The organism is Mycobacterium sp. Soil_C_30 (genome assembly GCF_057656995.1).
In genome coordinates, this window is record NZ_JBDGJH010000013.1 from 68776 (window position 1) to 91389 (window position 22614).

At 66.8% G+C, this 22614-nt stretch carries 20 protein-coding genes; 9 read left to right on the forward strand and 11 right to left on the reverse strand.

Annotated features, from left to right (window positions below):
* Positions 1-154: 154 nt before the first annotated feature.
* Positions 155-1261 (forward strand): IniB N-terminal domain-containing protein, encoded by a 1107-nt coding sequence (locus tag AC3A6P_RS22625; RefSeq protein WP_487694050.1) that lies wholly within the window; start codon positions 155-157, stop codon positions 1259-1261.
* Between the two features lie 85 nt (positions 1262-1346).
* The gene (locus AC3A6P_RS22630) at positions 1347-3203 is read left to right on the forward strand and encodes a dynamin family protein (RefSeq protein WP_487694051.1); all 1857 of its coding nucleotides are present in this window, start codon (positions 1347-1349) and stop codon (positions 3201-3203) included.
* Here AC3A6P_RS22630 and AC3A6P_RS22635 read toward each other — a convergent pair.
* Positions 3200-3667 carry a hypothetical protein gene (locus tag AC3A6P_RS22635; protein WP_487694052.1) on the reverse strand — a complete coding sequence of 156 codons (468 nt, stop codon included), beginning with the start codon at positions 3665-3667 and terminating at the stop codon, positions 3200-3202. The two genes, AC3A6P_RS22630 and AC3A6P_RS22635, sit on opposite strands and share 4 nt — an antisense overlap.
* Positions 3668-3749: 82 nt before the next feature.
* Between AC3A6P_RS22635 and AC3A6P_RS22640 the strand changes: the two genes are divergently transcribed.
* Complete coding sequence (locus AC3A6P_RS22640; RefSeq protein ID WP_487694054.1) at positions 3750-5237, forward strand: dynamin family protein; 1488 nt, start codon at positions 3750-3752, stop codon at positions 5235-5237.
* Between the two features lies 1 nt (position 5238).
* Here AC3A6P_RS22640 and AC3A6P_RS22645 read toward each other — a convergent pair whose 3' ends face one another.
* From AC3A6P_RS22645 to AC3A6P_RS22670, 6 genes are all read right to left on the reverse strand, one after another.
* Positions 5239-5847: a hypothetical protein gene (locus tag AC3A6P_RS22645; protein ID WP_487694056.1), complete on the reverse strand. Its 609-nt coding sequence runs from the start codon at positions 5845-5847 to the stop codon at positions 5239-5241.
* Between the two features lie 13 nt (positions 5848-5860).
* Positions 5861-6805 (reverse strand): hypothetical protein, encoded by a 945-nt coding sequence (locus AC3A6P_RS22650; protein ID WP_487694058.1) that lies wholly within the window; start codon positions 6803-6805, stop codon positions 5861-5863.
* A 49-nt stretch (positions 6806-6854) separates the two neighbouring features.
* Positions 6855-7787: an LLM class F420-dependent oxidoreductase gene (locus AC3A6P_RS22655; protein ID WP_487694059.1), complete on the reverse strand. Its 933-nt coding sequence runs from the start codon at positions 7785-7787 to the stop codon at positions 6855-6857.
* Positions 7788-7805: 18 nt separating this feature from the next.
* Complete coding sequence (locus AC3A6P_RS22660) at positions 7806-8369, reverse strand: hypothetical protein (RefSeq protein ID WP_487694186.1); 564 nt, start codon at positions 8367-8369, stop codon at positions 7806-7808.
* A gap of 87 nt (positions 8370-8456) precedes the next feature.
* A complete protein-coding gene (locus AC3A6P_RS22665; RefSeq protein ID WP_487694060.1) occupies positions 8457-10139 on the reverse strand; it encodes a hypothetical protein in 1683 nt (560 codons plus the stop codon).
* A 30-nt stretch (positions 10140-10169) separates the two neighbouring features.
* Positions 10170-11207, reverse strand: a complete 1038-nt coding sequence (locus tag AC3A6P_RS22670) for a LacI family DNA-binding transcriptional regulator (protein WP_487694061.1) — start codon at positions 11205-11207, stop codon at positions 10170-10172.
* Between the two features lie 194 nt (positions 11208-11401).
* On the opposite strand from AC3A6P_RS22670, the gene AC3A6P_RS22675 reads away from it, so the two are divergent.
* From AC3A6P_RS22675 to AC3A6P_RS22695, 5 genes are read left to right on the forward strand one after another with little or no spacing between them, the layout of a single operon-like run.
* Positions 11402-12271 (forward strand): ABC transporter ATP-binding protein, encoded by an 870-nt coding sequence (locus AC3A6P_RS22675; RefSeq protein ID WP_487694062.1) that lies wholly within the window; start codon positions 11402-11404, stop codon positions 12269-12271.
* Entirely contained in the window at positions 12268-13113 is an 846-nt protein-coding gene (locus tag AC3A6P_RS22680) for an ABC transporter permease (protein ID WP_487694063.1), read from the forward strand. Before AC3A6P_RS22675 ends, AC3A6P_RS22680 begins: the two co-directional genes overlap by 4 nt.
* 49 nt (positions 13114-13162) lie before the next feature.
* Positions 13163-14263, forward strand: coding sequence for an ABC transporter substrate-binding protein (locus tag AC3A6P_RS22685; RefSeq protein WP_487694065.1), 1101 nt, complete (start codon positions 13163-13165; stop codon positions 14261-14263).
* The gene (locus AC3A6P_RS22690) at positions 14260-15444 is read left to right on the forward strand and encodes an LVIVD repeat-containing protein (protein WP_487694067.1); all 1185 of its coding nucleotides are present in this window, start codon (positions 14260-14262) and stop codon (positions 15442-15444) included. Before AC3A6P_RS22685 ends, AC3A6P_RS22690 begins: the two co-directional genes overlap by 4 nt.
* A complete protein-coding gene (locus AC3A6P_RS22695; RefSeq protein ID WP_487694068.1) occupies positions 15441-16658 on the forward strand; it encodes an LVIVD repeat-containing protein in 1218 nt (405 codons plus the stop codon). The genes AC3A6P_RS22690 and AC3A6P_RS22695 overlap by 4 nt, the downstream gene beginning before the upstream one ends.
* Here AC3A6P_RS22695 and AC3A6P_RS22700 read toward each other — a convergent pair.
* The gene (locus tag AC3A6P_RS22700) at positions 16655-18172 is read right to left on the reverse strand and encodes a phytoene desaturase family protein (RefSeq protein WP_487694070.1); all 1518 of its coding nucleotides are present in this window, start codon (positions 18170-18172) and stop codon (positions 16655-16657) included. The genes AC3A6P_RS22695 and AC3A6P_RS22700 overlap by 4 nt on opposite strands.
* A 113-nt stretch (positions 18173-18285) precedes the next feature.
* Here AC3A6P_RS22700 and AC3A6P_RS22705 point away from each other — a divergent pair, with 113 nt between their 5' ends.
* Positions 18286-19350, forward strand: a complete 1065-nt coding sequence (locus AC3A6P_RS22705; RefSeq protein WP_487694072.1) for an alpha/beta hydrolase family protein — start codon at positions 18286-18288, stop codon at positions 19348-19350.
* On the opposite strand, the gene AC3A6P_RS22710 is transcribed toward AC3A6P_RS22705, so the two are convergent.
* From AC3A6P_RS22710 to AC3A6P_RS22720, 3 genes are read right to left on the reverse strand one after another with little or no spacing between them, the layout of a single operon-like run.
* Complete coding sequence (locus AC3A6P_RS22710; RefSeq protein ID WP_487694073.1) at positions 19331-21439, reverse strand: xanthine dehydrogenase family protein molybdopterin-binding subunit; 2109 nt, start codon at positions 21437-21439, stop codon at positions 19331-19333. The genes AC3A6P_RS22705 and AC3A6P_RS22710 overlap by 20 nt on opposite strands.
* Positions 21436-21897: a (2Fe-2S)-binding protein gene (locus tag AC3A6P_RS22715; RefSeq protein WP_487694074.1), complete on the reverse strand. Its 462-nt coding sequence runs from the start codon at positions 21895-21897 to the stop codon at positions 21436-21438. Before AC3A6P_RS22715 ends, AC3A6P_RS22710 begins: the two co-directional genes overlap by 4 nt.
* Before the next feature lie 7 nt (positions 21898-21904).
* Positions 21905-22546, reverse strand: coding sequence for a carboxymuconolactone decarboxylase family protein (locus AC3A6P_RS22720; protein WP_487694075.1), 642 nt, complete (start codon positions 22544-22546; stop codon positions 21905-21907).
* Between the last annotated feature and the right edge of the window lie 68 nt (positions 22547-22614).

Below are 22614 nucleotides of genomic sequence, written 5' to 3' on the forward strand. Positions count from 1 at the left end.
GACCCCCTAATCCCCTAACGCCCCGGACCGGCTGACCCCGGACACCTCCGGCTCAGGGAGGGGATTGCGCCCCGTTTCCGGGCTCCTGCGGCGCCCATAACGTTGTTCCCATCAGCCCCGGACACCCCGGAGCGAGCAAGCGAAAGGGACTCACATGAACATCATCGACTGGATCCTCGACCTGTTCCGCAGCGAAGACGTGGCCCGTGCATTCGTCGCCGCCCCCGAGCAGGCCCTGCGCGACGCCGGCCTCGCCGGTGTGTCGGCCGCCCAGCTGGGCGCCGTCGCCACCACCGCGGTTCCGGGCCTGGTGCTCGGTGATGGCGACCCGATCGTCGGCCTGCAGCGCGCCGTGTCCAACAACTACGGCTTCGCCCCGGCCACCGATTACTCGCCGAGCAACAGCCTGCTGTCGCCGAGCTTCGCACCGGAAACCAACACCGAGCTGGCCAGCCGCAACAACACCGACCTGCTGAGCGGGAACAGCGTCCCGATCGCCAGCCCCGACCAGGCCGCCGGGGCCAACGCCCAGAACGGCGCCTTCAACCTGGGCTTCGGTGACATCACCTTCGGCAACAAGACCTCCAACACCGCCACCGACGGCGGCGTGGTGGTCGACGGCAACAACACCGGCGACATCGTGAGCGGTGACGGCGCCGTCCTGGGCAACAACAACGACGTCAACAACGGTGATGTGCTGGCCGGCGCCGGCTCGAACGTCAACATCGGCGAAGGTGACATCGAAGACAACGGCAACACCAACACCGGCAGCGGCAGCATCATCACCGACAACGAGGCCCCGGTGTTCCAGGATGTCGACGCCTCCGGCGGCAACGGCGGTAACGCCAGCGGCGGCGGCAGCTTGATCGGTATCGGCGGCGGCAATGACGGTGGCAACGCCGGCGGTGGCGGAATCATCCTGGTGGACAACCGAACCGAAGAGACCTCGGTCGGCGGCGACCAGACCGCGATCGGCGGTGACTACGGCAGCGGCAACTCCGCGGACACCTCGGTGATCAGCGAGACCGACAGCAGCACCACCGCCATCGACAGCTCGGATCACTCGGACAGCTCGCTGATCGACACCAGCCTGCTGAGCGGAAACGACACCTCGCTGCAGAACGATTTCTCGAATGAGATGTTCTCGGGCAACGACACCGCCGTGTCGACGGAGGTCCTTTCGGACAATGACCCGTCGCTGGGCGTGGACACGACGCTGGCCAACGACTCTCAGACCAGCGTGGCCAACCTGGGTTTCTAGAACCTGACCGCTGAGACGGCGGGGACCGCACACCGGTCCCCGCCGTTTCGCCGCCTAAGTTGGACGAGTCCGACAGGAGAGTTCAGTGACGCAGCCCAATGCAGCCGAAAAGGTCGACCCGAGAAAAGTCAGGGTGATCGTCGAGCTCATCGACCACACCGCCAGGATCGCCGAACAGAATGATCGCGGTGACCTGCGCCAGCGCCTCATGGTGGCCAAGGAGCGGATCACCGACCCGCAGATCCGGGTGGTGATCGCCGGACAGCTCAAACAAGGCAAGAGCCAGCTGCTGAACTCCCTGCTCAACATGCCGGTGGCGCGGGTCGGCGACGACGAGACCACGGCGCTGGTGACCATCGTGTCCTACGCGGAGCAGGCCTCGGCGCGGTTGGTGGTGGCGCCCCCACCCGGAGGTACCGAGCCGGAGGTCATCGAAATCCCGGTCGCCGACATCAAACAGGATCTGCGCCGGGCACCCCAGGCCGGTGGCCGCGAGGTGATCCGGGTCGAGGTCAGTGCACCCAGTCCGCTGCTCAAAGGCGGGTTGGCGTTCGTCGACACCCCGGGCGTCGGTGGGCACGGCCAGCCGCACCTGTCGGCCACCCTGGGACTGCTGCCCGATGCCGACGCGATGCTGATGATCTCCGACACCAGCCAGGAATTCACCGAACCCGAGATGCGGTTCATCCGCCAGGCCCACGAGATCTGCCCCGTCGGCGCCGTCGTCGCGACCAAGACCGACCTGTACCCGTACTGGCGGCAGATCGTCGACACCAACATCGCGCATCTGCACCGCGCCGGACTCGCTGCGCTGCCGGTGATTCCGGCGTCCTCGCTGCTGCGCAGCCACGCCGTGGCGCACAACGACAAAGAACTCAACGAGGAATCCAACTTTCCCGCCATTGTGAAGTTCCTCTCGGAGAAAGTGCTGTCCCGGGAGAATGACCGGGTGCGCGACCAGGTGATCAACGAAATCGCGGCAGCCGCAGAGCATCTCACTCTCTCGGTCAGCTCGGAACTGTCGGCGATCAACGATCCTGACGACGCCCGCCGGCTCACCGACGATCTCGAGCGACGCAAACGGGAAGCGCAGGAGGCCCTGGCGCACACCGCGTTGTGGCAACAGGTCCTCAGCGACGGTATCGCCGATCTGACCGCAGACGTGGACCACGACCTGCGCTCACGCTTCCGTGCCATCACCCATCACACCGAGCAGGTGATCGACAACTGCGATCCCACGGTGCACTGGGCCGAGATCGGTGCCGAAGTGGAGAACGCCGTGGCCACCGCCGTCGGCGACAACTTCGTCTGGGCCTATCAGCGTGCCGAGGCGCTGGCCGAGGAAGTGGCGCGCACGTTCGTGGAAGCGGGCCTGGACGCGGTGAAAATGCCCGAGGTCAGTGCACGGGAGATGGGGGCGGGCTTCGATGGGCTGAAGTCGCTGGCCAAACTCGAGTCCAAGCCGATCGGCGCGGGACACAAGGCCATCACCAGTATGCGCGGCTCCTACGGCGGCATCCTGATGTTCGGCATGCTGACCTCGGTGGCCGGGCTGGGTATGTTCAATCCGCTGTCGCTGGGTGCCGGTCTCCTTTTGGGCCGCAAGGCCTATCGGGAGGACATGGAGAACCGGATGCTGCGGGTGCGCAATGAGGCCAAGACCAACCTGCGCAAGTTCGTCGACGACGTGATGTTCGTGGTCAGCAAGGAATCCCGCGACCGGCTCAAAGGGGTCCAGCGACAGCTGCGTGACCACTACCGTGACATCGCCAACCAGACCACCCGGTCGCTCAACGAATCTTTACAGGCCGCCATGGCTGCCGCCAAACTCGAAGAGGCCGAACGTACTACGCGGGTCAAGGAGCTCGAGCGCCAGCTCAACATCCTCAAGCAGGTCAACGAGAACGTGCAGAAGCTGAGAACGCCCGCCGTGTCGGCTTAAGGGCTCAGGGTGCGAGTCTCGTTGAGTCGCGGCCGCTTTCGGGTGGTCGTGGTCTCGTTGTCGTCGTCATCATCGTCGCGGATGCGCGGCGTACGGCTGGGCCGCGATGTCGTCGACTCCCCGGAGCTGGTCTCCGAACTCGGGGTGGTGCTCGTCGCCTCGCCAGGGACACCGATGTCCGTGGTGGACAGGTCGACACTGGTGGGGAAGGTGGACGACTCGTAGGACGGTGTCGCGATGAACGGTTCCGTGCTGCGCAAGGTCTGCTGAGTGGTGGGTGCGTTGGTGGTGGTCATCACCGTCGGGGTGGACGGGCTGCTCCACTGGTCCGACATCCGCACCACGGTGACGACGAGCGCGGCGATCAACGCCACCCCGACCACGCCGGCGACGGAGAGGACGGCCGGGCTGCGATACCACATCTCCGGCGGTTGATCCGGATCGGGTTTCGAGGTTGGGCCCACGGGCGCCGATACTAGCGAGCGCGCCGGCACTGGCAACGTGATGGGCCTTGCGAACAGCTGCGGGCCGTAAACTCATGCGGCAATGAGCACGAGTGACCAGGTGCGCGCCATCCTCGGCGGAACTATCCGCGCCTACCAGGGCGAACCCGCCTATCAGCAGCGACCCGACGTGTTCAGTGAACTGGACAGGATCGGCTGGCGACTCAACCAACCGATCAGGATCGCGTTGGCCGGCACCCTCAAAGCCGGCAAATCCACCCTGGTGAACGCACTGGTGGGGGAGAACATCGCCCCGACCGATGCCACCGAGGCCACGCGGATCGTCACCTGGTTTCGGCACGGGCCGACACCGAAGGTCACCGCCAATCACGTCGGCGGCCGTCGAAGCAATGTGCCCATCACCCGCGATGACGGCCTGACTTTCGACCTCGGCCGGCTCGATCCCGCCGACGTCACCGACCTGGACGTCGAGTGGCCCGCCGCGGAACTGATCGATGCGACGATCATCGACACCCCGGGCACGTCGTCGCTGTCGCGGGACGTCTCCGAACGCACGCTGCGGCTGCTGGTTCCCGAGGACGGGGTGCCCCGCGTCGATGCGGTGGTGTTCCTGCTGCGCACGCTCAACGCCACCGATATCGCCCTGCTCAAGCAGATCGGCGAGTTGGTAGGGGGATCGTCGGGCGCGCTCGGTGTGATCGGAGTGGCCTCGCGGGCCGACGAGATCGGCGCGGGCCGGCTCGATGCCATGCTCTCGGCCAAGGACGTGGCCACCCGGTTCACCACCGAGATGGACAAGACCGGGATCTGCCAGGCAGTCGTCCCGGTGTCGGGACTGCTGGCACTGACGGCACGCACCCTTCGGCAGAGTGAGTTCGTCGCGTTGGAGAAGCTGGCCGGTGTCGACGCCGCGGAACTCAACAAGGCGATGCTGTCGGTGGACCGCTTCGTCCGCGAGGACAGCACACTGCCCGTCGACGCGGCGACCCGCGCACGGTTGCTGGACCGGTTCGGCATGTTCGGGGTCCGGATCTCCATCGCGGTGCTGCGCGCCGGTGTCACCGATTCGGTGGCGCTGGCCGACGAACTGCTGGAACGCAGCGGGCTGGTGGCGTTGCGCGACGTGATCGATCAACAGTTCGCACAGCGCTCCGAGCTGCTCAAAGCGCATACCGCGCTGCTGTCGTTGCGCCGCTTCGTCGAGGTGAACCCGATCCGTGCGACGCCGTACATCGTCGCCGACATCGACCCGCTCCTGGCCGACACACATGCCTTCGAGGAGTTGCGGCTGCTGTCGGCGTTGCGGTCACGGCCGACGACTCTCAACGACGACGAGATGGCCTCACTGCGGCGGATCATCGGCGGCTCCGGGACCGACGCCGCGAGCCGGCTCGGGCTGCGACCCGAGGAGCCTTATGACGGGCCGCGGGCCGCGTTCGCGGCGGCGCAACGGTGGCGGCGCCGCGCCGAACATCCGCTCAACGATCCGTTCACCACGCGGGCGTGTCGGGCCGCCGTACGCAGCGCCGAGGCCATGGTCGCGCAGTTCGGGCAGGCCGGCAGGCGCTGACCTACGCGCCCTCCTCCGGCGCGGGCTCCACCGGCGCCGGCTGAGTGACGGTTTCGGTCTGGGTCTGAGTCTCGGTCTGGGTGACCGTGCTCGGCGGGACCGTGGTGGTGGTCGTCGTCGTGGTCGGCGTGGTGGTGGTCGTCGTGGTGGTTGTGGTCGTGGGGGGCGGCGTTGTGGTGGTGGTCTGCGCCGACTCCGTGGTCGACGGCGGAACCGTCACGGTTTCGGTCTGACCCGGCGCCGGAACCACGGGCTGGGTGGTCGCCTCCTGCCCGGAGGTGGTGGCCGATGTCGACGTGGTGGTGTCGGTGGTGCTCGATGAATCACCCGACATCGACACGATCGCGTAGATCACCAGCGCGATCACGATGACCGCGGCCGCACCGATGCCGACCAGCGTCGCGGGTTTCTTGAACCACGGCGTGGGTTCCGGGGCGGCCGGCTGACCGTAGTCAGGCTGGTAGCCGTAGTCAGTCTGGCTGTACTCCGGGCCCTGGTACTCGCTGTAGGCCTGGCCACCGGTACCACCTGTGCCGGTGTCACCGGTGTAGTTGGCGTACTGCGTCGGGTCCTGGTCCGAATACTCGTTCGGATCGTCGTTACGCGCCACGGGCTGATAGTAGCTAGTCGCGTCCGCCCCAGTCGGGATTGCGTCCCGCCGTCGGGAAGTTGCGCGTGGGACCGTCGTCGCCCGTAACCCCGCCTTGGCCGCCCGGAGCAGGAGTTTGCCGGGTCCAGGTACTGCGGGGCCGCTGGGTGTATTGCGGAACGTAGGTGTTCCGGTTCTCGGCCGACGGCGGTGGGGGTGGTGGAGGTGGTGGTGGCGGTGGCGGAGGCGGCGGCACCACGCTCGACGGTGCCAGCGTCGGCGCCCTGGACGACGTGGGCGCTGCGGACTCCGCCGTCGGGCTGGGCGAGGTGCTAGGTGCGACGTTGGTATCGGCGGAGTCGCCGTCCGAGCCGCCCGCGAGCAGCAGCGCCGCTGCGATGACGATCGCGACGGCGGCGGCGGCGATCGCTCCCAACGCCAGCTTCGCCGACGACCTACTGTGCCACGGGGTGTCTCGCTCGAACGGCGGGGGCGCGACGAACGCCGGTATCGGCATCGACGGGTCGGTGTGCGCGTCGTCCTGGTCGTCGGGATACCGCGGCTGAGCCGTGGTGGTCTCGGCTGTGGTGGTGGCAGTGAAGAACCGGGAGGGTTCGGGTTCCGGCTCCTCGGTGACGACGAGCTCGGGCTCGGGTTCCGGCGGTGTCTCGGGTTCCGACGCCGTGCCGCGGAAGAACCCAGCCGGCGGCTCTTCCTGGGCCGGCGGCGGAGTGGGCGGTGGCGGAGTGGGCGGTGGCGGCGCTGGCGGTGGTGCTTTCGGGGGAGCGCCAGGGGCGCTGCCGAAGAATCCGCCCCCTTCGTCACCGCGGTCGGAGGCGAAGAAACCGTGATCCGATGCTGGGGTGCGCGAAGAGGTGTCCGGCGGACTCGAGGCGTGCGAAGCCTCGGGTTCTGCGTCTCCGGTGTCTGTGCGTCCACCGAAGAACCCGGCCCCCTGCTCGGGTTCGTGTGTAGCCACAGCTACCGAGCTTAACGGCCTTGCCTGGACTGATGATGCAGAAGTTCAGTCAGAGAAGTTGCCGAACGACACCGTCGGCGAACAACTCGAGGTGATCCAGGTCGCCCAGATCGAGCACCTGCAGGTATACCCGCTGCACCCCGCCGTCGATGAAAGCTCCGAGTTTGTCGACGATCTGATCCGGTGTACCGACCAACGGGGTGTTGGTCTGCAGTTCCTCGACTTCGCGGCCGATGGCCGCAGCGCGGCGCGCCACTTCGGCATCGTCACGGCCGGCGGCCACCACGAAGCACGCCGAGTACGTCATCGACTCGGGGGCGCGTCCGCCCTCGGCAACGGTGGCCTTGACGCGATCGAACTGGGTGGTGATCTCCTCGAGCGACGAGAACGGCACGTTGAACTCGGAGGCGAACTTGGCCGCCAGGTCGGGCGTGCGCTTCTTGCCCTTGCCGCCGATGATGATCGGCGGTCCCGGCTGCTGAGCAGGTTTGGGCAGAGCGGGAGAGTCGGTGACGGTGTAGTGCTTGCCGCTGTAGTCGAAGGTGTCGCCCACCGGCGTCGACCACAGCCCGGTGAGGATGTCGAGCTGTTCTTCGAGTCGGTCGAAGCGTTCACCCAGCGGCGGGAACGGGATGGCGTAGGCCTGGTGTTCCTTCTCGAACCAGCCGGCTCCGATGCCGAGATCAACACGGCCGCCGCTCATTTCGTCGACCTGGGCCACGGAGATGGCCAGCGGTCCGGGAAAGCGGAACGTCGCCGAGGTCACCATCGTGCCGAGCCGGATCTGCTGCGTATCGCGCGCCAGACCGGCCAGCGTCACCCAGGAGTCGGTGGGTCCGGGCAGGCCGTCGCCGCTCATCGCGACGAAGTGATCGGAGCGGAAGAAGGCCGAGTAGCCCAGTGATTCCGCTGCCCGCGCTACGGCCAGTTGTGCGGCGTACGAGGCGCCCTGCTGAGGTTCGACGAATACGCGAAAGTCCACTTGCGCAAGCCTAGTGCGCTAGAAGGTGTCGACGCCTTCCACGGCCACGAACATGCCGTGCCCGGTGCTGTTGTTGGTGAAGCGGGTGCCTTCGCTGTCGGCGGCGATTGTCCAGCCCGCGGCCTGGTAGGTGCGGTAGTCGATCGTCACGGTGGGGATGTTGCCGAGGTTGCCGAGGATCCACTCCACGGAGCCGTCTGAGGTGATCCTCACACCGTTGGCGGGTGCGCCGTCGACCACGGGTGAGTTCTCGAACGCCGATTCGCAGCCAACGGTCTGGCTGTTGAGCTGACAGCGGGTCTTGCCCGTCTTCGTTTCGATGTAGACGTAACCCTGCTCGTTGGTGGGGAGCTGTTCTGCCCGCGGCGGGGCTGCGGTCGCCGTCGGGATGGGGCTGGGCGGCAGCGTCGTCGTCTCGGTTGTGGTCTTCGTCGGGGGCGGGGTGGCCGCCGTGGGCTCGACGTAGGTACTGACTCCGTCGGAGGTCGGTTCTCCGTCGGTCATCGCCGAGCATCCGGCGAGCGCCGTCGCTGCGACGACCCCCGCGCTGATCAGACACCACTTCACCGATTTCACCACCATCACGAGCGTATTCCCGCTGTGGCAGGAGTTGCGGGTGTGACTCGGTCTCGATTGGCTAACGGGTCGATATCGGACAGCTGGCAGGAACTAGCCGGAGGTGACCTGCGCGCACAGCAGGGTGGTCAGCGGAACGCTGAACAGCAGCAACGCCAGAACCGGATCGTCGCCGGCAACGTCGGGCAGCAGCGCCACGACCCCGGCGGCGGCACCCACCAGGAGCAGCTGCGCGGAAACGGTGAGCACAACGCCGGTGTGGCCGCCTTCCTCGTCCGGCGGCAACGCCCACAACAGGGCGAACAGGGCGGCCGTCACTGCGATCACCGGTGTCAGCGGCGTGGCGATCACATTGGGGAGCCAGGACGCGCCGCTGACGATCAGCAGCGGAATCAGCACCAACCGGTTGGCGATCTCGGGAGACAGAAACGACCGCTTCCCCGCAACACCCAATACGGTCGCGGCGCAGCCGATGACGGTGAGGCAGATGGCGACCTGTGGTGCCTTGGCCCAGAACGGGATGGGCCAAGACAGCCCCAGTGCGTGTCCCGTGACGCCCACATAGACCGGAGTCAGGAACAGCAGGCTCACCCTGGCGACCGACTGGCCGACCGTCCCACGCCATCGTGTGCCGATCGCCACAGGCACCAGGGTGACCATGGCCACCCAGGCGATGACGAGTTCGAGGCCGGCAGGCGGGCCGATCAGCGTGTGGGTCGGACCGATGACCGCGCTGGCGACCAGGTTCACCACCATCGCGAGAGCGATCACGATGTGACCACACAGCGTGCTGACACCGATCGCCAAAGTTGTTGCCACATCACCGCGTTGCACGAGCGGGGTGTGGAAGGAGCGGCGAGTCACGAAGGTGATGGCGCCGGCGACGAGCACTGCGTGCGGCCAGGTCCACAGATCGCCGAGATCCCAATAGGTGTCCAGGAACCCTGAGTCGATGCCTGCGAAACCCGACACTTCGAGTGCGATGACGCCGACCGCGAGCACACAGATGACCGCGCTGAGTCGCCAGCCGGCGCGGTGCCGCGAGATGTGGTGTGCGACAGCTGCGCGGGAATGCGCGGCGATCGCCACACCCGCGGTGGCCATGGCGGCGACGAAGGCCAGGGCAATGCCGGGGACGTAGGTCTTGGCGGGCAGATCGGCGAGGAGCAGGTGCAGCACTGCGCTTTCGTCGCGCGGAGTGGTGTTGAGTGCGGAGCCCAGGGCAATGTTGGCGTACACGGCGGGAATCCATGGCGCCGCCACCAAACCGGTGAGCAGCAGGCTCGTCCACGGTCCGGGAGCCCTGCGCCGCACGTGCACGCACCCGATCACGAGGATGGCCGCGGCCAACCAGGCGATCGCCACCGGAATCGTCTGCCAGACGCGGTCGATCGCGAGAACCAGGACCGGTATCAACGGAGTCGCGATGCCCGCGCACCAGGCCAACACCACGTGATGACGCGGCCCGCCCGGATCTATCGCGGTGCATGTGTAGCCGACCGCCGCCACGGCCGACCCGAGCGCAACACCGCACAGCAGCGGCCAGAACGGCGCGTATTCGAAGGTCAGCGCTCCGCCGTACAGCGAGGTCTCTTCAGGGGTGAAAAGGCCCGGGATGAAGTCGAAGGCGAGCACGGTGGCCGCGCCGAGCCAGGTGAGTATCGCGAGCACTTCCAGCGGTACCGGAAGGGAGCCGGGACGAAGCCGCGCCGGCCGTTGCTTGGCGTCCTCCCACAGGCGTTGCACCAGGGATTGCTGCACGGGTGTCGCTTGCACTGCGGCAGTCTCGCGAAGCGCACTTGGCGATCACTTGGATCGTTGAAGGCGCCCCGCCGCCGGACCGGTGGACGACCGCACCACCAACGTGAGCGGCAGCAACAGTGAACGCGGATGCCGCGCGGGATCGTTGAGTACTTCGAGCAACAACCGGGCCGCCTCGGCACCGATCTCGTAGTGCGGGATCCGCACCGTTGTCATCGGCGGTGAGACCTTGTCCATGAGGGGGATGTCGTTGAACCCCACCACGCTGATGTCGTCGGGGCAGCGCAGGCCCCGCTCGGCCAGCGCGTCGTAGACGCCGAGCGCGAGCAGATCATTACCGGCGAGAACCGCGGTGAATTCTGGACCGTCGGTCAACAGAGCTCGCATGGCCTCCGCGCCCGCCTGCTCCGACCAGGCCCGGCAGACGACCGTGCGCTCTTTCTCGGCGGGCAGGTGAAAGTCTTCCAAGCTGGACATGAACGCACGGCGGCGGGTCACGCCGGTGGACAGGTCCTGAGGTCCCGCGAGGTGCACGACTTTGGTGTGTCCCAAGTCGACGAGGTGCTGCATCGCGGTGGCGACGCCCGAAGCGTCGTCTGAGGTGACCGACGGTATGTCGGCGCCGGCGCTGCGGCGGTTCACGAGCACCATCGGTGTCGATGTCGCGGCCAGTTCGTCCAGTAATGGGTGCTTGAGATGCGCCGTGGCGAAGACGAAGCCCTCGACGTTGCGCTGGCGAAACGACTCGATGGCCGCGCGCTCGATGTCCGGTCGATTGTCGGTGTTCACGATCCAGGCGCTGTAACCGATCGAGCGCAGGACGTCCTCGACTCCCCGCACGATCGGGGGAAACAGGGGATTGGTCAGATCCGGGATCACCAGGCCGATGCTGGCCGATCGAGAAGTCTTGAGGCTGCGCGCAATTGGGTTCGGTGAGTAACCCATGGCGGCGGCGACCTTCTTGATCCGCGCTGCCGTCTCGGCGTTGACCAGACCTTCGGTCTGTCGGTTCAGGGCACGCGAGGCGGTCGCCGGGTGAACGCCCGCCCTGATCGCAACCTCGCGGAGCGTCGCCCTTTGCACCGACCCTGACTCCCTCCGTTGCTGCACCCCGGATGCAGTCCGTCTCCAATGATGGAGTTCTCGCCGACCCCGTGCAATCCGCTGCGCGCAATCGTGTGAGATTAGTTACTTCACGCCATTGACATGACCCACATCACACCGCAGGATGAAGCAATCGATTGCAGTACCCCTCCTCGAGACAGTGGTTGGGCAACATGGCGCAGGCTTATCCCTCGACGACCCGGAATCCCGGGCCGCACCTCACCGACACCGCGGCCACCGCCGCACCGTTGATCGAAATCCGCGGCGTATCTGCCGGATATGAGAACAAGAGACAGAAGACCCGGCTCATCGCCCTTCGGGACGTGGAGCTCGATGTGTACCGGGGCGAATTCGTGGCGATCGTCGGACCGTCCGGCTGTGGAAAAACCACCTTGATCAACATGATCGCCGGCTTCATGAAGCCGTTGGAAGGCACGATCCGCGTCGACGGCCGCGTCGTCGACGGACCCGGTCCGGACCGGACCATGGTGTTCCAGGACTACGCGGTCCTGCCGTGGCGCACGGTGTACAACAACGTCCGATTCGCTCTGGAGAACCGGCATCCCCGGCCGTCGAAGGCCGTGATGCAGGACCGAATCGCCCACGCTCTCGACCTTGTGAGCCTCACCGGCTTCGAGAAGTCCTACCCCTACGAGCTGTCGGGCGGGATGCGTCAACGGGTCGGTATTGCCCGAGCTCTGGTGTCCGAACCGGAGATCCTGCTGATGGACGAACCCTTCGGAGCCGTCGACGCCATGACGCGGGAGGCCATGCAGGCGGAGTTCGAGAAGATCATCGCCGAGACCGGTCAGACCGTCGTCTTCATCACCCATTCCATCGACGAGGCGCTGACGCTCGCGGACCGGGTGGTGATGGTGTCCAACCGTCCCGGGCGGGTCAAAGAGGTCATCGACGTCGATCTGCCACGGTCCCGTTTCGACGAGGGAGTCAAGCGCAGTGAGCGATTCGGCGAACTGCGCGAACACATTTGGAGCGAGCTGCAGGCCGAGGCGTTGGGTGCGAAGGTCGGAGGGGCCCGATGAGCGCCGAGACCATCGCCTCCACGAGCACACGCCCCGAATCGTCTGCGGTCACCGAGGCGATCACCCGGAGCAGATGGGCGCCGTTCCGGAGTTTCTTCATCCTGGTGATCAACCTGTCGCTCTTCTTCACGGCCTGGCAACTGCTCGCCCTGTCAGAGGTCATCAACCCGCTGTTCTTCCCCAAGGCGACCGACATGTTCGCCGCGATGTACCACGGGTTCGTCGACGGCATCATCGGCCCGCAGCTGATGCACAGCCTGCGCAATTTCCTCATCGGGATGGTGATAGCCGGGGTGATCGGCATCCCGCTCGGCCTGCTGATGGGCGGCGTACGGATCATCGATCAGATCCTCAGTCCCTATGTGTGGGCGATGACGGCATTGCCTCGGGTGGCCCTCATCCCGTTGCTGATCCTGATCCTGGGATTCGGTAATTCCATGCAGCTCACCATCATCGTGCTGTCGGCCGTGTTCCCGATGATGGTCAACTGTATGGAGGGGGTCAAGACCGTCGACCCGTCATTGGTGCGTGCCGGCCGGATCTTCGGCGCGAACCAGGCGCAGTTGTACGCAAAAGTGATCCTGCCTTTCACCTTGCCGTTCGTCATCAGCGGTATCAATCAGGGCATCGCCCGCGGTCTGGTCGGGATGTTGATCGGCGAGCTGCTCGGCGGAGGCGGTAAAGGCCTCGGGTTCTTGCTCGATCGCGCCGGTGACCAGTTCGACGCGCCGATGATGTACGCGACTCTGCTTCTGCTGGCGGTGATCTCGGTGGGGTTGGTGCAGGGCATGCGCTGGATCGAACGCCGAGCGGCGCCCTGGCGGAGTTTCGCGGTGGCCTGATCGCTCCACCTCCCTCATCCGACGTTTCAGCTGAACCAAGGAGAAGTGCATGAAAAGCAATCGATTGCTGGCCCTGTTGAGTACCGGTGTGGCGTTCGCAACGATGCTCACCGGTTGCGGCAGCGACGACTCCGGCGGCGGAGGCGAGACCTCCGCTGCAGCCATGCCCACCACCGCCGACGAGATCAACGGCACGATCGACCCATCCAAGGTGAAGAAGTCGATCACCGTGGCAGTGGACAATCCGTACTACCTGTTCCACTCCGATGTCCTGGTGGCGCAGGACAAGGGCTACTTCCAAGAGGTGGGGATCGACAACGTCGAGATCGTGACGGTCGAGGACCCGCTGCCGGCTCTGATCGGCGGGTCGCTGGACTTCGCACTGTACGACACCGACACCACCATCGCCGCGGCGAAGAAGTCGAACGCGGGCGTGCGTTATCTCTCGGTGTACCTCGGCGGCGAGGCGAACATTCTCGGAGTGCGCGAAGGGATCAACTCGGCCGAGGACCTCAAGGGCAAGACCATCACCGGCGGCCAGTTCGGAAGTCGCAATGACTTCTTGATCCGGAAGCTGTTGACGGACAACGGGTTGAATCCCGAAACCGACGTCAACCTGGTGAGCACCGGTGGTCAGTCCAATGAGCGGCTGCAGTCGGTGATCGCGGGAACCGTGGATGGCGCCAGCCTCCAGCTCCGGCACCGATCGCTGCTGGAAGCTGAGGGTGGCACCTTCCTCTTCGAGGAACTGGGACGCGCGCCACAGAACGGCTGGTCTGCGAACAAGATCCTGACCGAGAGCCCCGAGACCGCGGCTGCGTTCCTGACCGCGACACTCAAGGCCCGGCAGTTCATCACCGACGTCAAGAACAAGGACGAGGTGCTGAACCTCATGGCCACCAAGGACTTCGACCTCCCGCAGCCCTACCGGGATGCCTACGCCGACGAGCAGAGCCCCGACTATCACATCGCCGACGGCGGATTCGATGTGGCCGACATGGATCAGTTCATCAACGAGCAGATCGAGCTGAAAGTGATCCCCGAAGGCACGAACTGGCGGGAGTTCGTCGACCTCATCCCCCTGTGGCGCGCACAGAAGGCACTGGATCTGCCATTGCGGCCCACGCCGGAGGAAATGTCCGCCCAGTGACCACCAGAACCGCATCAGCTCGGGGCGTGCGGCTCATCGGCCAGCATGACCTCGCCGGGCGTGGCGACGGGATGCAGGTGATGCGCCATGGCGACGCCCTCTATGTCGGGCACGCCGGCACCACCGGGGCGGGCACGTCGATCCTCGACGTGTCCGCACCGGACCGCCCCGTGCTGGTGGCGCAGTGGGACGCTCCCCCCAACACCCACACGCACAAGGTGCAGACCGCCGACGGCCTCCTGCTCGTCAACCACGAACGCTTCCCGTACCGGCCCAAGAAACCGTTGGGTCCGCATTCGGCCGGCGTGGCGATCTACCGGTTGACTGATCCTTTCCAACCCGAGCAGATCTCGTTCTGGGAGTCCGGTGGCAAGGGTGTCCACCGCATCGTCTGGGAGGGCGGGCGATATGCCCACATGTCCGGTACCCCAGCGGGGTTCACCGACCGCATCTGGATGACCATCGACCTGGCCGAGCCGGAGAAGCCGGTGCTCGCCGCACGCTGGTGGTGGCCGGGGCAGTGGACCGACGGCGGTGAGACCGTCGACTGGCCGGATGGTCACCGGGTGGCGGCACACCATGGGCTGGCCGAGGGCGTCCACACCTATCTCGGCTACGACGACGCGAACCTGGTGGTGCTGGACACGTCCGATCCGACGGACCCCCGTGAGGTCTCGCGTCTGCACTGGGGCGGCGGTGCGACCCACACCTGCATGCCCCTGGTGGGTCGTGGCCTGCTCGTGGCCACCGATGAGCAACAGCACGACGGACCCCACGGCGCCGAACGCCGGATCCACCTGATCGACATCGCCGACCCGGCGGCGCCCCGTCATCTGCGCACGTTGCCTGCGCCCGGTGCGTCGTTCGAGGAACTTCCGCAGCGCTACGGGCCGCACAACCTGCACGAGAACCGGGACGGGTCCTACCGCAGCAACAGGGTGGTGTTCGCCACCTACTTCAGTGCCGGCCTGCGCGTCTACGATTTGTCCGATCCAGAGGATCCCCGGGAGGTCGCGCACTGGGTCAGTGAGGCGCCCGCGGGTTCGGCTGTGCCGCAGGCCAATGATCTCTTCGTCGATGACCAGGGTCTGATCTGGGTGACCGACCGCGGTACCGGTGGCGTCTTCTGCCTGGAGCCGCTGCCGGAGTTGGCGGATCTGATGTCGGAGGCGGCTTCTTGACCGCACCCGGGTTCACCTCTGAGGGTGTGGAATTCGTCGGATACCACGATGTCGGCGGCAAGCCGGTGTTCAAGCTGGCGATGCAGGTGGTGCCCTCCCCGTCCGGCGACCGCTGGTATCTCTACGCGAGCCACTTCTGGGAACCGCGGCTGTCCATCTTCGACGTGACCCACCCGGCCGATCCCCGCCTGGTCGGTGCCATCGAAGGCCCGGACCAGGCCGCGACGTGGCAGGTGCAGGTCGCAGACGGTCTGCTGGTCCAGGGCATGGAGCGGCGACCACCGGCCTGGGGTGGTGACCCGCTGGACACCTCTGACGAGGGTATCCGGCTGTTCGACGTCCACGATCCGGAGACACCGAAACTGTTGAGCCAGTGGCGAACCGGGGATCAGGGGGTCCACCGAAACCACTTCACCGGTGGCCGTTACCTGCATGTGACCGCGAGCCGCCGCGGTTTCGACGGCAACATCTACGTGGTCCTGGACATCGCTGATCCCCGAAACCCGGTCGAGATCGCGATGTGGTTTCTCCCTGAGCAGTTCACCGCGGCAGGCCACGCGCCGCCCCGCCGGGTCTCGCTGCACGGGCCACCCTATGTGCTCGGCGACCGGGCCTACCTCAGCTACGGCGCGGCCGGGCTGGTCATCCTCGACGTCTCCGATATCGAACACCCGACACTGATCTCGCGGTTGGACATCGGCGCCGCCTTCTCCAGCATGATCGCGATGCACACCGTCGTCCCCCTCCCTTCGCGAAACCTCTTGCTGGTCAACACCGAAGCGATCGCCGAACGGCAACAGGAACCGTACAACTTCGCGGGCATCGTCGACGTCAGCGACGAGGTCAACCCCAGGCTGATGTCGCTGCTCCCTATACCCCAACCGGCTCCCGGGGCGACCTATCCGAACTTCAGTACCCGCGGTGGACGGTTCGGCCCGCACAATCAGCACCACCCGCAAGGCCCCGAACTCTTCGCCGATGACAACCTGATGTTCATGACGTGGTTCAACGCCGGGCTACGGGTCTATGACATCAGCGACGCCTACCTGCCTCGCGAGATCGCCTGGTATCTGCCGGATGATCCCGTCGAACGCCGCGGATTACTGCCCAAGACGCTGGTCACCCAATCCGAGGACGTCGTGGTGGACGCGCGCGGCAACATCTACTTCTCGGACAAGAACCACGGTCTGCACATCGTCCGGTTGACGGTCTAGGGGGTCGACATCGGCGCTGTGAGACCGAGGTCGGCCAGTACCGTGCGCGCGGTGTTGCGTCCCGGCCGCCCTGACACCGAGCCGCCCGGGTGCGACGTCGAACCGGTCAGGTAGAGGCCGTCGATGTCGGTGCGGTAGTCGAGCCAGCCGGGGATGACGGTGCCGTCATCGAGGGTGAACTCGCCGCCGTGACACGATCCGCCGATGTTCGAGAGATTGTGCCGGGCAAGGGATGTGGGGGATTCCGGTCTGACGGCCAGGATGTCGGAGTCGTCGAGTCCGTCGAGGTGGCGACGGGCGATGTCGAGCAGCACCTGAGCGTAGGCCATGGCGTCGTCGTCGGACCACGGATCGCCGTTGCGCATCATGGGCGCTGCGGTCAGGAACTTGAAGGTGCCACCCGGCGCCCGTCCGGGATCGACTGCCGTCGACGACATCATCAGCAGCCACGGGTCTTCGGTCTCCAGGTGTCCGGACTCCAGGCCGGCGACCTGGCGGAGTAGTCCTTCCGGGGTGCCCAGACCCCCGGCCGCCGAGGTGACGGGCCCATTCGCCGAACGGTAGCGCGCGTCGGCACGTAGTGCGAAATGAACGGCGAACAACGGGATTCCGGGACGCCAGCGCCGGGATGCCTCGTCGGCCACCCGGGAGTCGGCGTCGAGCATCCCGGGGAGCTCGCGAAGGTGGCTGCCTGCGACGACCGCGCGGGCAGCCCGGAACTCGCGACCGTCATCGGTGCGCACCCCGACACAGCGCCCGTTCTCGACCACATAGGCGCGCACCCACGCCGATGTCTCGATGGTTCCACCGTGGTCGGTGATGTGCGCCGCCAGCGCGTTCGGCAACGCGCCCGAGCCGCCGACCGGGGTGGCCCATCCGTAGGCCAGTCGACCGGCCATGATCGCGGCGGGCAACACGCCGGTGCCGGGCCGTTCCGGTGGTTGGATGGTGGCGAAAGCCATCCAGGCCATCACCTGGCGCGTCACCGCGTGCTCGAATGTCGAGGTGATGACGTCCCAGGCGCTGCGGCGGCGGAGCGCCTCATAGCTGTGTGACCACGGTTTGTCCGGCAGCGGCAGACCCGCTGACACATGGGCGTGCGCAAGGCGCTGACCGGCATTCCAGTCGTCGATCATGGTGACAAGAGCGTCCGCGTCGGCAGGGCAGTAGCGGGCGAACTCGGCCGCCGTTGCATGCAGGTCCGGGTGCACCGTCAACAGGTCGCCGTCGGCGAGTGGGAAGGTCACCGCCGGGTCGGTCACGAGGTACCGGAGTCCGTACCGCGCGATGAGGCCGAGTTCGTCGTCGCGGATGAGTGGATTGGACTGCAGCACAACGTGGGCCGTGGAGCAGGAGTCGTGCTGCCAACCGGGGAGGGTGAGTTCTTCGGTCACGGTGTTGCCGCCGAGTACCTCGCGGCCCTCGAGTACGGTGACCGACACCCCGGCCTCGGCGAGATACGCGGCGCACACCAGGGCGTTGTGCCCGCCGCCGACCACGACAACATCAGTCACCGCCGAATGATCAGATTGTGTAGGCACTTTCGTCCTTCCGTCGGCGGGAGCCACTTGCTACGGTAGGAGAGGCCGCAATCGTTTGCAATAGGGAATCGGAAGAGGCTCACACCATGGACGACTACGTCGCTTCCGCCCGTTCGCACTGGGGACCCCGATTCACCGCCAACGGTGTCCCAGCGGCGGACTTCGACCGCGTGATGGGCGGTCTGGAGGCATGGGACGACTGGTGTGCGGCGTGGTCGGCCGCAGCGCGGGTGCACGAAGATCTCGGGAACGAAGCTCTCGACCAGGGCCGGCTTCGCTCCGCGGGCGCGCACCTGAGCACCGCGGCCGTGGTGTATCACTTCGCGAAGTTCGTCTACGTCCGCGATCTCGCACAGATGCGGACCGCCCACGAGGCGGCCGTGCGGTGCCTCAATGCGGCGCTGCCCCACCTTGATCCGCCAGGTGAGCGGATCGAGATCCCGTTCGCGGGCTCAACCCTCTACGGAATCCTGCGCAAGCCCGAAGCGGCGCCACCTCATCCCACCGTGATCCTGGTCCCGGGGCTGGACTCGACCAAGGAGGAGCTCAGGGCTACCGAGCAGCTCTTCCTCGAACGCGGCCTCGCGACATTCAGCGTCGACGGCCCCGGGCAGGGGGAGGCCGAGTACGACCTGCCGATCCGGCCGGACTGGGAAGTTCCGGGCCGAGTTTTCGTGGACACCCTGGTGGCGCGCGACGACATCGACGCCGACCGCATCGGCGTCTGGGGAGTCAGTCTCGGCGGCTATTACGCACCACGGTTCGCCAGTGGCGATCAGCGGATCAAGGCCTGCGTGAGCCTCTGCGGCCCCTACACTTTCGGCGAGAACTGGGAGGGTCTGCCCGCGCTGACCCGGGAGACGTTGCAGGTGCGGTCCCGCTCGGACAACGAAGACCAGGCCAGAGCCCTGGCGCTGACGCTCACCATGGCGGGCCGGACGTCGACGCTGCGGTGCCCAACGCTGGTTGTCGCGGGCAAGAAGGACCGGCTGATTCCCTGGCAGCAGGCCCAGCGGCTGCACCGCGAGGTCGACGGCAGCGAGTTCCTACTGCTCGAAGACGGCAACCATGGCTGCGCCAATGTGCTTGCCGCACACCGCTACCGCACCGCCGACTGGATGGCGGCCAGCCTCACCCCGCAGCGTCGATAGCGGCAACGATGTTGTCGGCGGTGAACGGGAGTGTCCGGACCCGCACTCCGAGGGCGTCGGCCAGCGCATTTCCGATGGCGGCGGTGACCGGTCCCTGGGTCGCCTCGCCCGCGCCCAGCGGCGGCTCATCGGGGCGGTGCACGATGTGCACGTCGACCGCGGGCACCTGGCTGAACCGGGCGATGGGATAGGACTCCCAGTCGGTACTGGTGATCGCACGCCGGTCGAAGCGGACCTGCTCGAACAATGCCCAACTGGTGGCTTGGATGGCGCCGCCTTCGATCTGGTTGCGCACCCCGTCGACGTTCACCACCCGACCCACGTCCACGGCGATGGTCAGGCGATGGACGTGCACTCGGTCGGTGGCCTCCACGTCGGCCACGACGGCGCAGTAGGAGCCGCGGTTCTTGTAGCGGCAGAACGCAATTCCGCGTCCGTGTCCCTCCGGTGCGGGCGTTCCCCAGCCGGCCGCTGCCGCGGCGGTGCTGAGCACCGCACGCGCACGGGGGTCCGACAGGTGGTCGAGCCGCATCTGCAACGGGTCCCGGCCGGCGGCCTGGGCCAGGTCATCGATCACCGATTCCAGGGCGAAGGTGTTGAGCTGGCTGCCCAGCGAGCGCAACGACGACGTGCGGACCGGCATCGTCAGCAGCCGGTGGACCGTCACGTCCACCCGGGCGATGTCGTAGTACGGCTCGGCGTTGCGGGCCGAGCCGTGACCGCGCGCGGCCGGGGGGTCGACAGCGGGCGGGAGCATCGCGATACCGGCGCGGTGGGCGTCGGCGAGCAGGCTGTGGTTCGGCGCATAGCCCGGCCGGGCGGTGTGACCGTTGGTCCAGAGTTCGTAGGTCCAGTCGGTGATGGTCCCGTTCCGGTCGATGCTGGCGGTCACCTCGCCCACCATGGCCGGGCCGAACGGTTCCCAGGAGAACTCGTCACCGCGGCTCCACTGCACCCGTACGTGCCGGCCCGGGACTCGGGTCGCCAGCAGAGCGGCGTCCATCGCCGCGTCGTCGGCGGCATTGTGGCCGTAACTGCCCGGGCCTTCCACGTGCTGGACCACCACCGCGGCGGGGCTCAGGTCCAACGCCGCCGCGATCGCGTGGCGCAGGGTGAACACGCCCTGGCTGTGGCTCCAGACCTGAAGTAGTGCACCGTCGTACCGTGCGATGGCACAGCTGGGACCGATGGACGCGTGGGCCAGGAACGGCCGGGAGAAGCTGGCGGATGTCACTGCTGCCTGCGGGTGACGGGCACCGTCGGTGCGGACCAGGTTGGTCTCGGCGTCGGCCGTCCGTAGCCAGCTCTCCACGTTGCCGGGGTCGGGCAACTCGATCCCGGCCGACCACGTGGAGGCTCCCGCGATGGTCTGGGCGGCCGCTGCCGCCTGGCCCTCCCGGCGCGCGATGACGGCCAGGAAGTCGCCTTCCCGCACGATGCGTTCGACACCGGGAATCGACGAGAAGTCCGCGACTGCCACCTCTTCGAGGTGGGCACCAGGGCTGGGGGGTCGCACCACCCTGGCGTGCAGCATGTCCTCGAATTCCAGGTCGTGGATGAAACGCGCGCGGCCCAGCACCTTGTCGGGCAGGTCGATGCGCGCCAGGTCTTTCGAAGTGGGGGCGGCGAGCTTGACCTCCAGTGCCGAGTCGCCGACCCGCACCTCGAGGTCGACGACGCCGGAGAGGTCGGCATAGGACCCGATGCGGGCGCCGTCGGGGCCGCTGAACACTCCCGACGCCAGCCGAACCTGGGTGATGTCCAGACCCGCCTTGTGTCCGGCTGCTCCGCGGAACAACTCCCGGGTCTCGGCGCACACCCGGCGCACGGCGGCTCCGGAGAACGTGATCGAGAGGCTGCCTGCGGTGAGCCCCTCATCGGGCGAGCACGCCGTGTTGGTACCGGTGGCCCTGACCGCCTCGGGCTGGACATCGAGTTCGTGAGCTGCGATCTGAGTGAGGGCGGTGAGAATCCCCTGTCCGAGCTCGACTTTGCCCACCCGCAGCGCGAAGACACCGTCCTCACTCACGCTCAGCCACGTCGAGATCCACGGGTTGTCGGAGAGTGACGGCGGCAGATCGGGTGTCATGTGGTCGACTCTGCCGCTGCCAGAACAGCATCGACGAAACGCAGATGGGTGCCGCACCGGCAGAGGTTGCGGTCCAATGCCGCCGTCACCTCGGCGCGGGTCGGCCGGGGATTGTCCCGAAGCAGCGCGGCAGCACTGACGATCATCCCGGAGATGCAGTAACCGCACTGCCCGGCCTGCAGTTCCAGGAATGCGGACTGCACCGGATGCGGGGCGCCGGGACGGCCCAGGCCGGCCACGGTGTGGACCTCCCCGCGGACGTATTCGACCGGGGTGTCACACGATGGCGTGGGGTGGCCGTCGACCCAGACGAAGCACGCCCCGCACTGACCGAGGCCGCAGCCGAATTTCGGTGATTTGTCGCCGATGTCGTTGCGTAGCACCTCGAGTAGCGAAGTACCCGGCGGAACGTCGACGTGGTACTGACGGCCGTTGACGGTCAGCTGGAACGAAGGCACTGGTGTCTCAGGCGTGGCTCTGCGCTGCCCAGTAGGCGGGGTCGGCCTTGCTGGCGGCGAGGTCTTCGGCGGTGGTGAAGCCGGGCGCCATCGACGCGGCGGTACCGGCCATGTACTGGTGATGGTCGATGCCCAGCAGCCGGATCCAGCTCTGCTGACCGAATGTCAGTGCGATACAACAACCCAACTCGACGAGTTCCTGCTCAGAGAAGTGAGCGTGCAGACGCGCCCAGAGGGTGTCGAGGTCCTGGCTGCCCCAGGCGATGGCCTCGGCGTAGGCCAGTGCGGCCTTCTGGCGATCGTCATAGAGATCGGACGTCTCGAAGTTCAGCAGCTGGTCGTATTGCTGCTCCTGGAGCCCTGCGCTGGTGGCCTTCTCCGAGCGCTGGTTACCGCAGAATTCACACTTGACCGTTCTGGAGATGTAGACCCGGCACAGGTCTTTGATCGCGTGATCGACGACGCCGCTGTGGAACTGGGCTTTCCAGCTGTCGGCGAAGGCCCAGAAGGCTTCGGGGGAGTGCGCGCGCACCGCGGAACTCTCCGGTCGCGGTGTCCCGTGCCGGGCGCAGCGCTCCATCTCCGCTTGCATGCGCTCGTCCATCTGCTCGAAGGGCACGTAACTGATGCGCGGGTCCGTGGTGGCCATGTCACTCCCTTGTGAAGGCACTGCAATCGATTGCTGTCAGTATGTGCCGCTGCGCTGCGGTGGTCAAG

Excerpts from the sequence above, each read along its gene's own strand:
- AC3A6P_RS22680 (WP_487694063.1), top strand. The coding sequence starts at position 12,268 with ATGAGCGCCGAGACCATCGCCTCCACGAGCACACGCCCCGAATCGTCT.
- AC3A6P_RS22710 (WP_487694073.1), bottom strand. The coding sequence starts at position 21,439 with ATGACACCCGATCTGCCGCCGTCACTCTCCGACAACCCGTGGATCTCG.
- AC3A6P_RS22660 (WP_487694186.1), bottom strand. The coding sequence starts at position 8,369 with ATGGTGGTGAAATCGGTGAAGTGGTGTCTGATCAGCGCGGGGGTCGTC.
- AC3A6P_RS22720 (WP_487694075.1), bottom strand. The coding sequence starts at position 22,546 with ATGGCCACCACGGACCCGCGCATCAGTTACGTGCCCTTCGAGCAGATG.
- AC3A6P_RS22705 (WP_487694072.1), top strand. The coding sequence starts at position 18,286 with ATGGACGACTACGTCGCTTCCGCCCGTTCGCACTGGGGACCCCGATTC.
- AC3A6P_RS22685 (WP_487694065.1), top strand. The coding sequence starts at position 13,163 with ATGAAAAGCAATCGATTGCTGGCCCTGTTGAGTACCGGTGTGGCGTTC.
- AC3A6P_RS22640 (WP_487694054.1), top strand. The coding sequence starts at position 3,750 with ATGAGCACGAGTGACCAGGTGCGCGCCATCCTCGGCGGAACTATCCGC.
- AC3A6P_RS22675 (WP_487694062.1), top strand. The coding sequence starts at position 11,402 with ATGGCGCAGGCTTATCCCTCGACGACCCGGAATCCCGGGCCGCACCTC.
- AC3A6P_RS22625 (WP_487694050.1), top strand. The coding sequence starts at position 155 with ATGAACATCATCGACTGGATCCTCGACCTGTTCCGCAGCGAAGACGTG.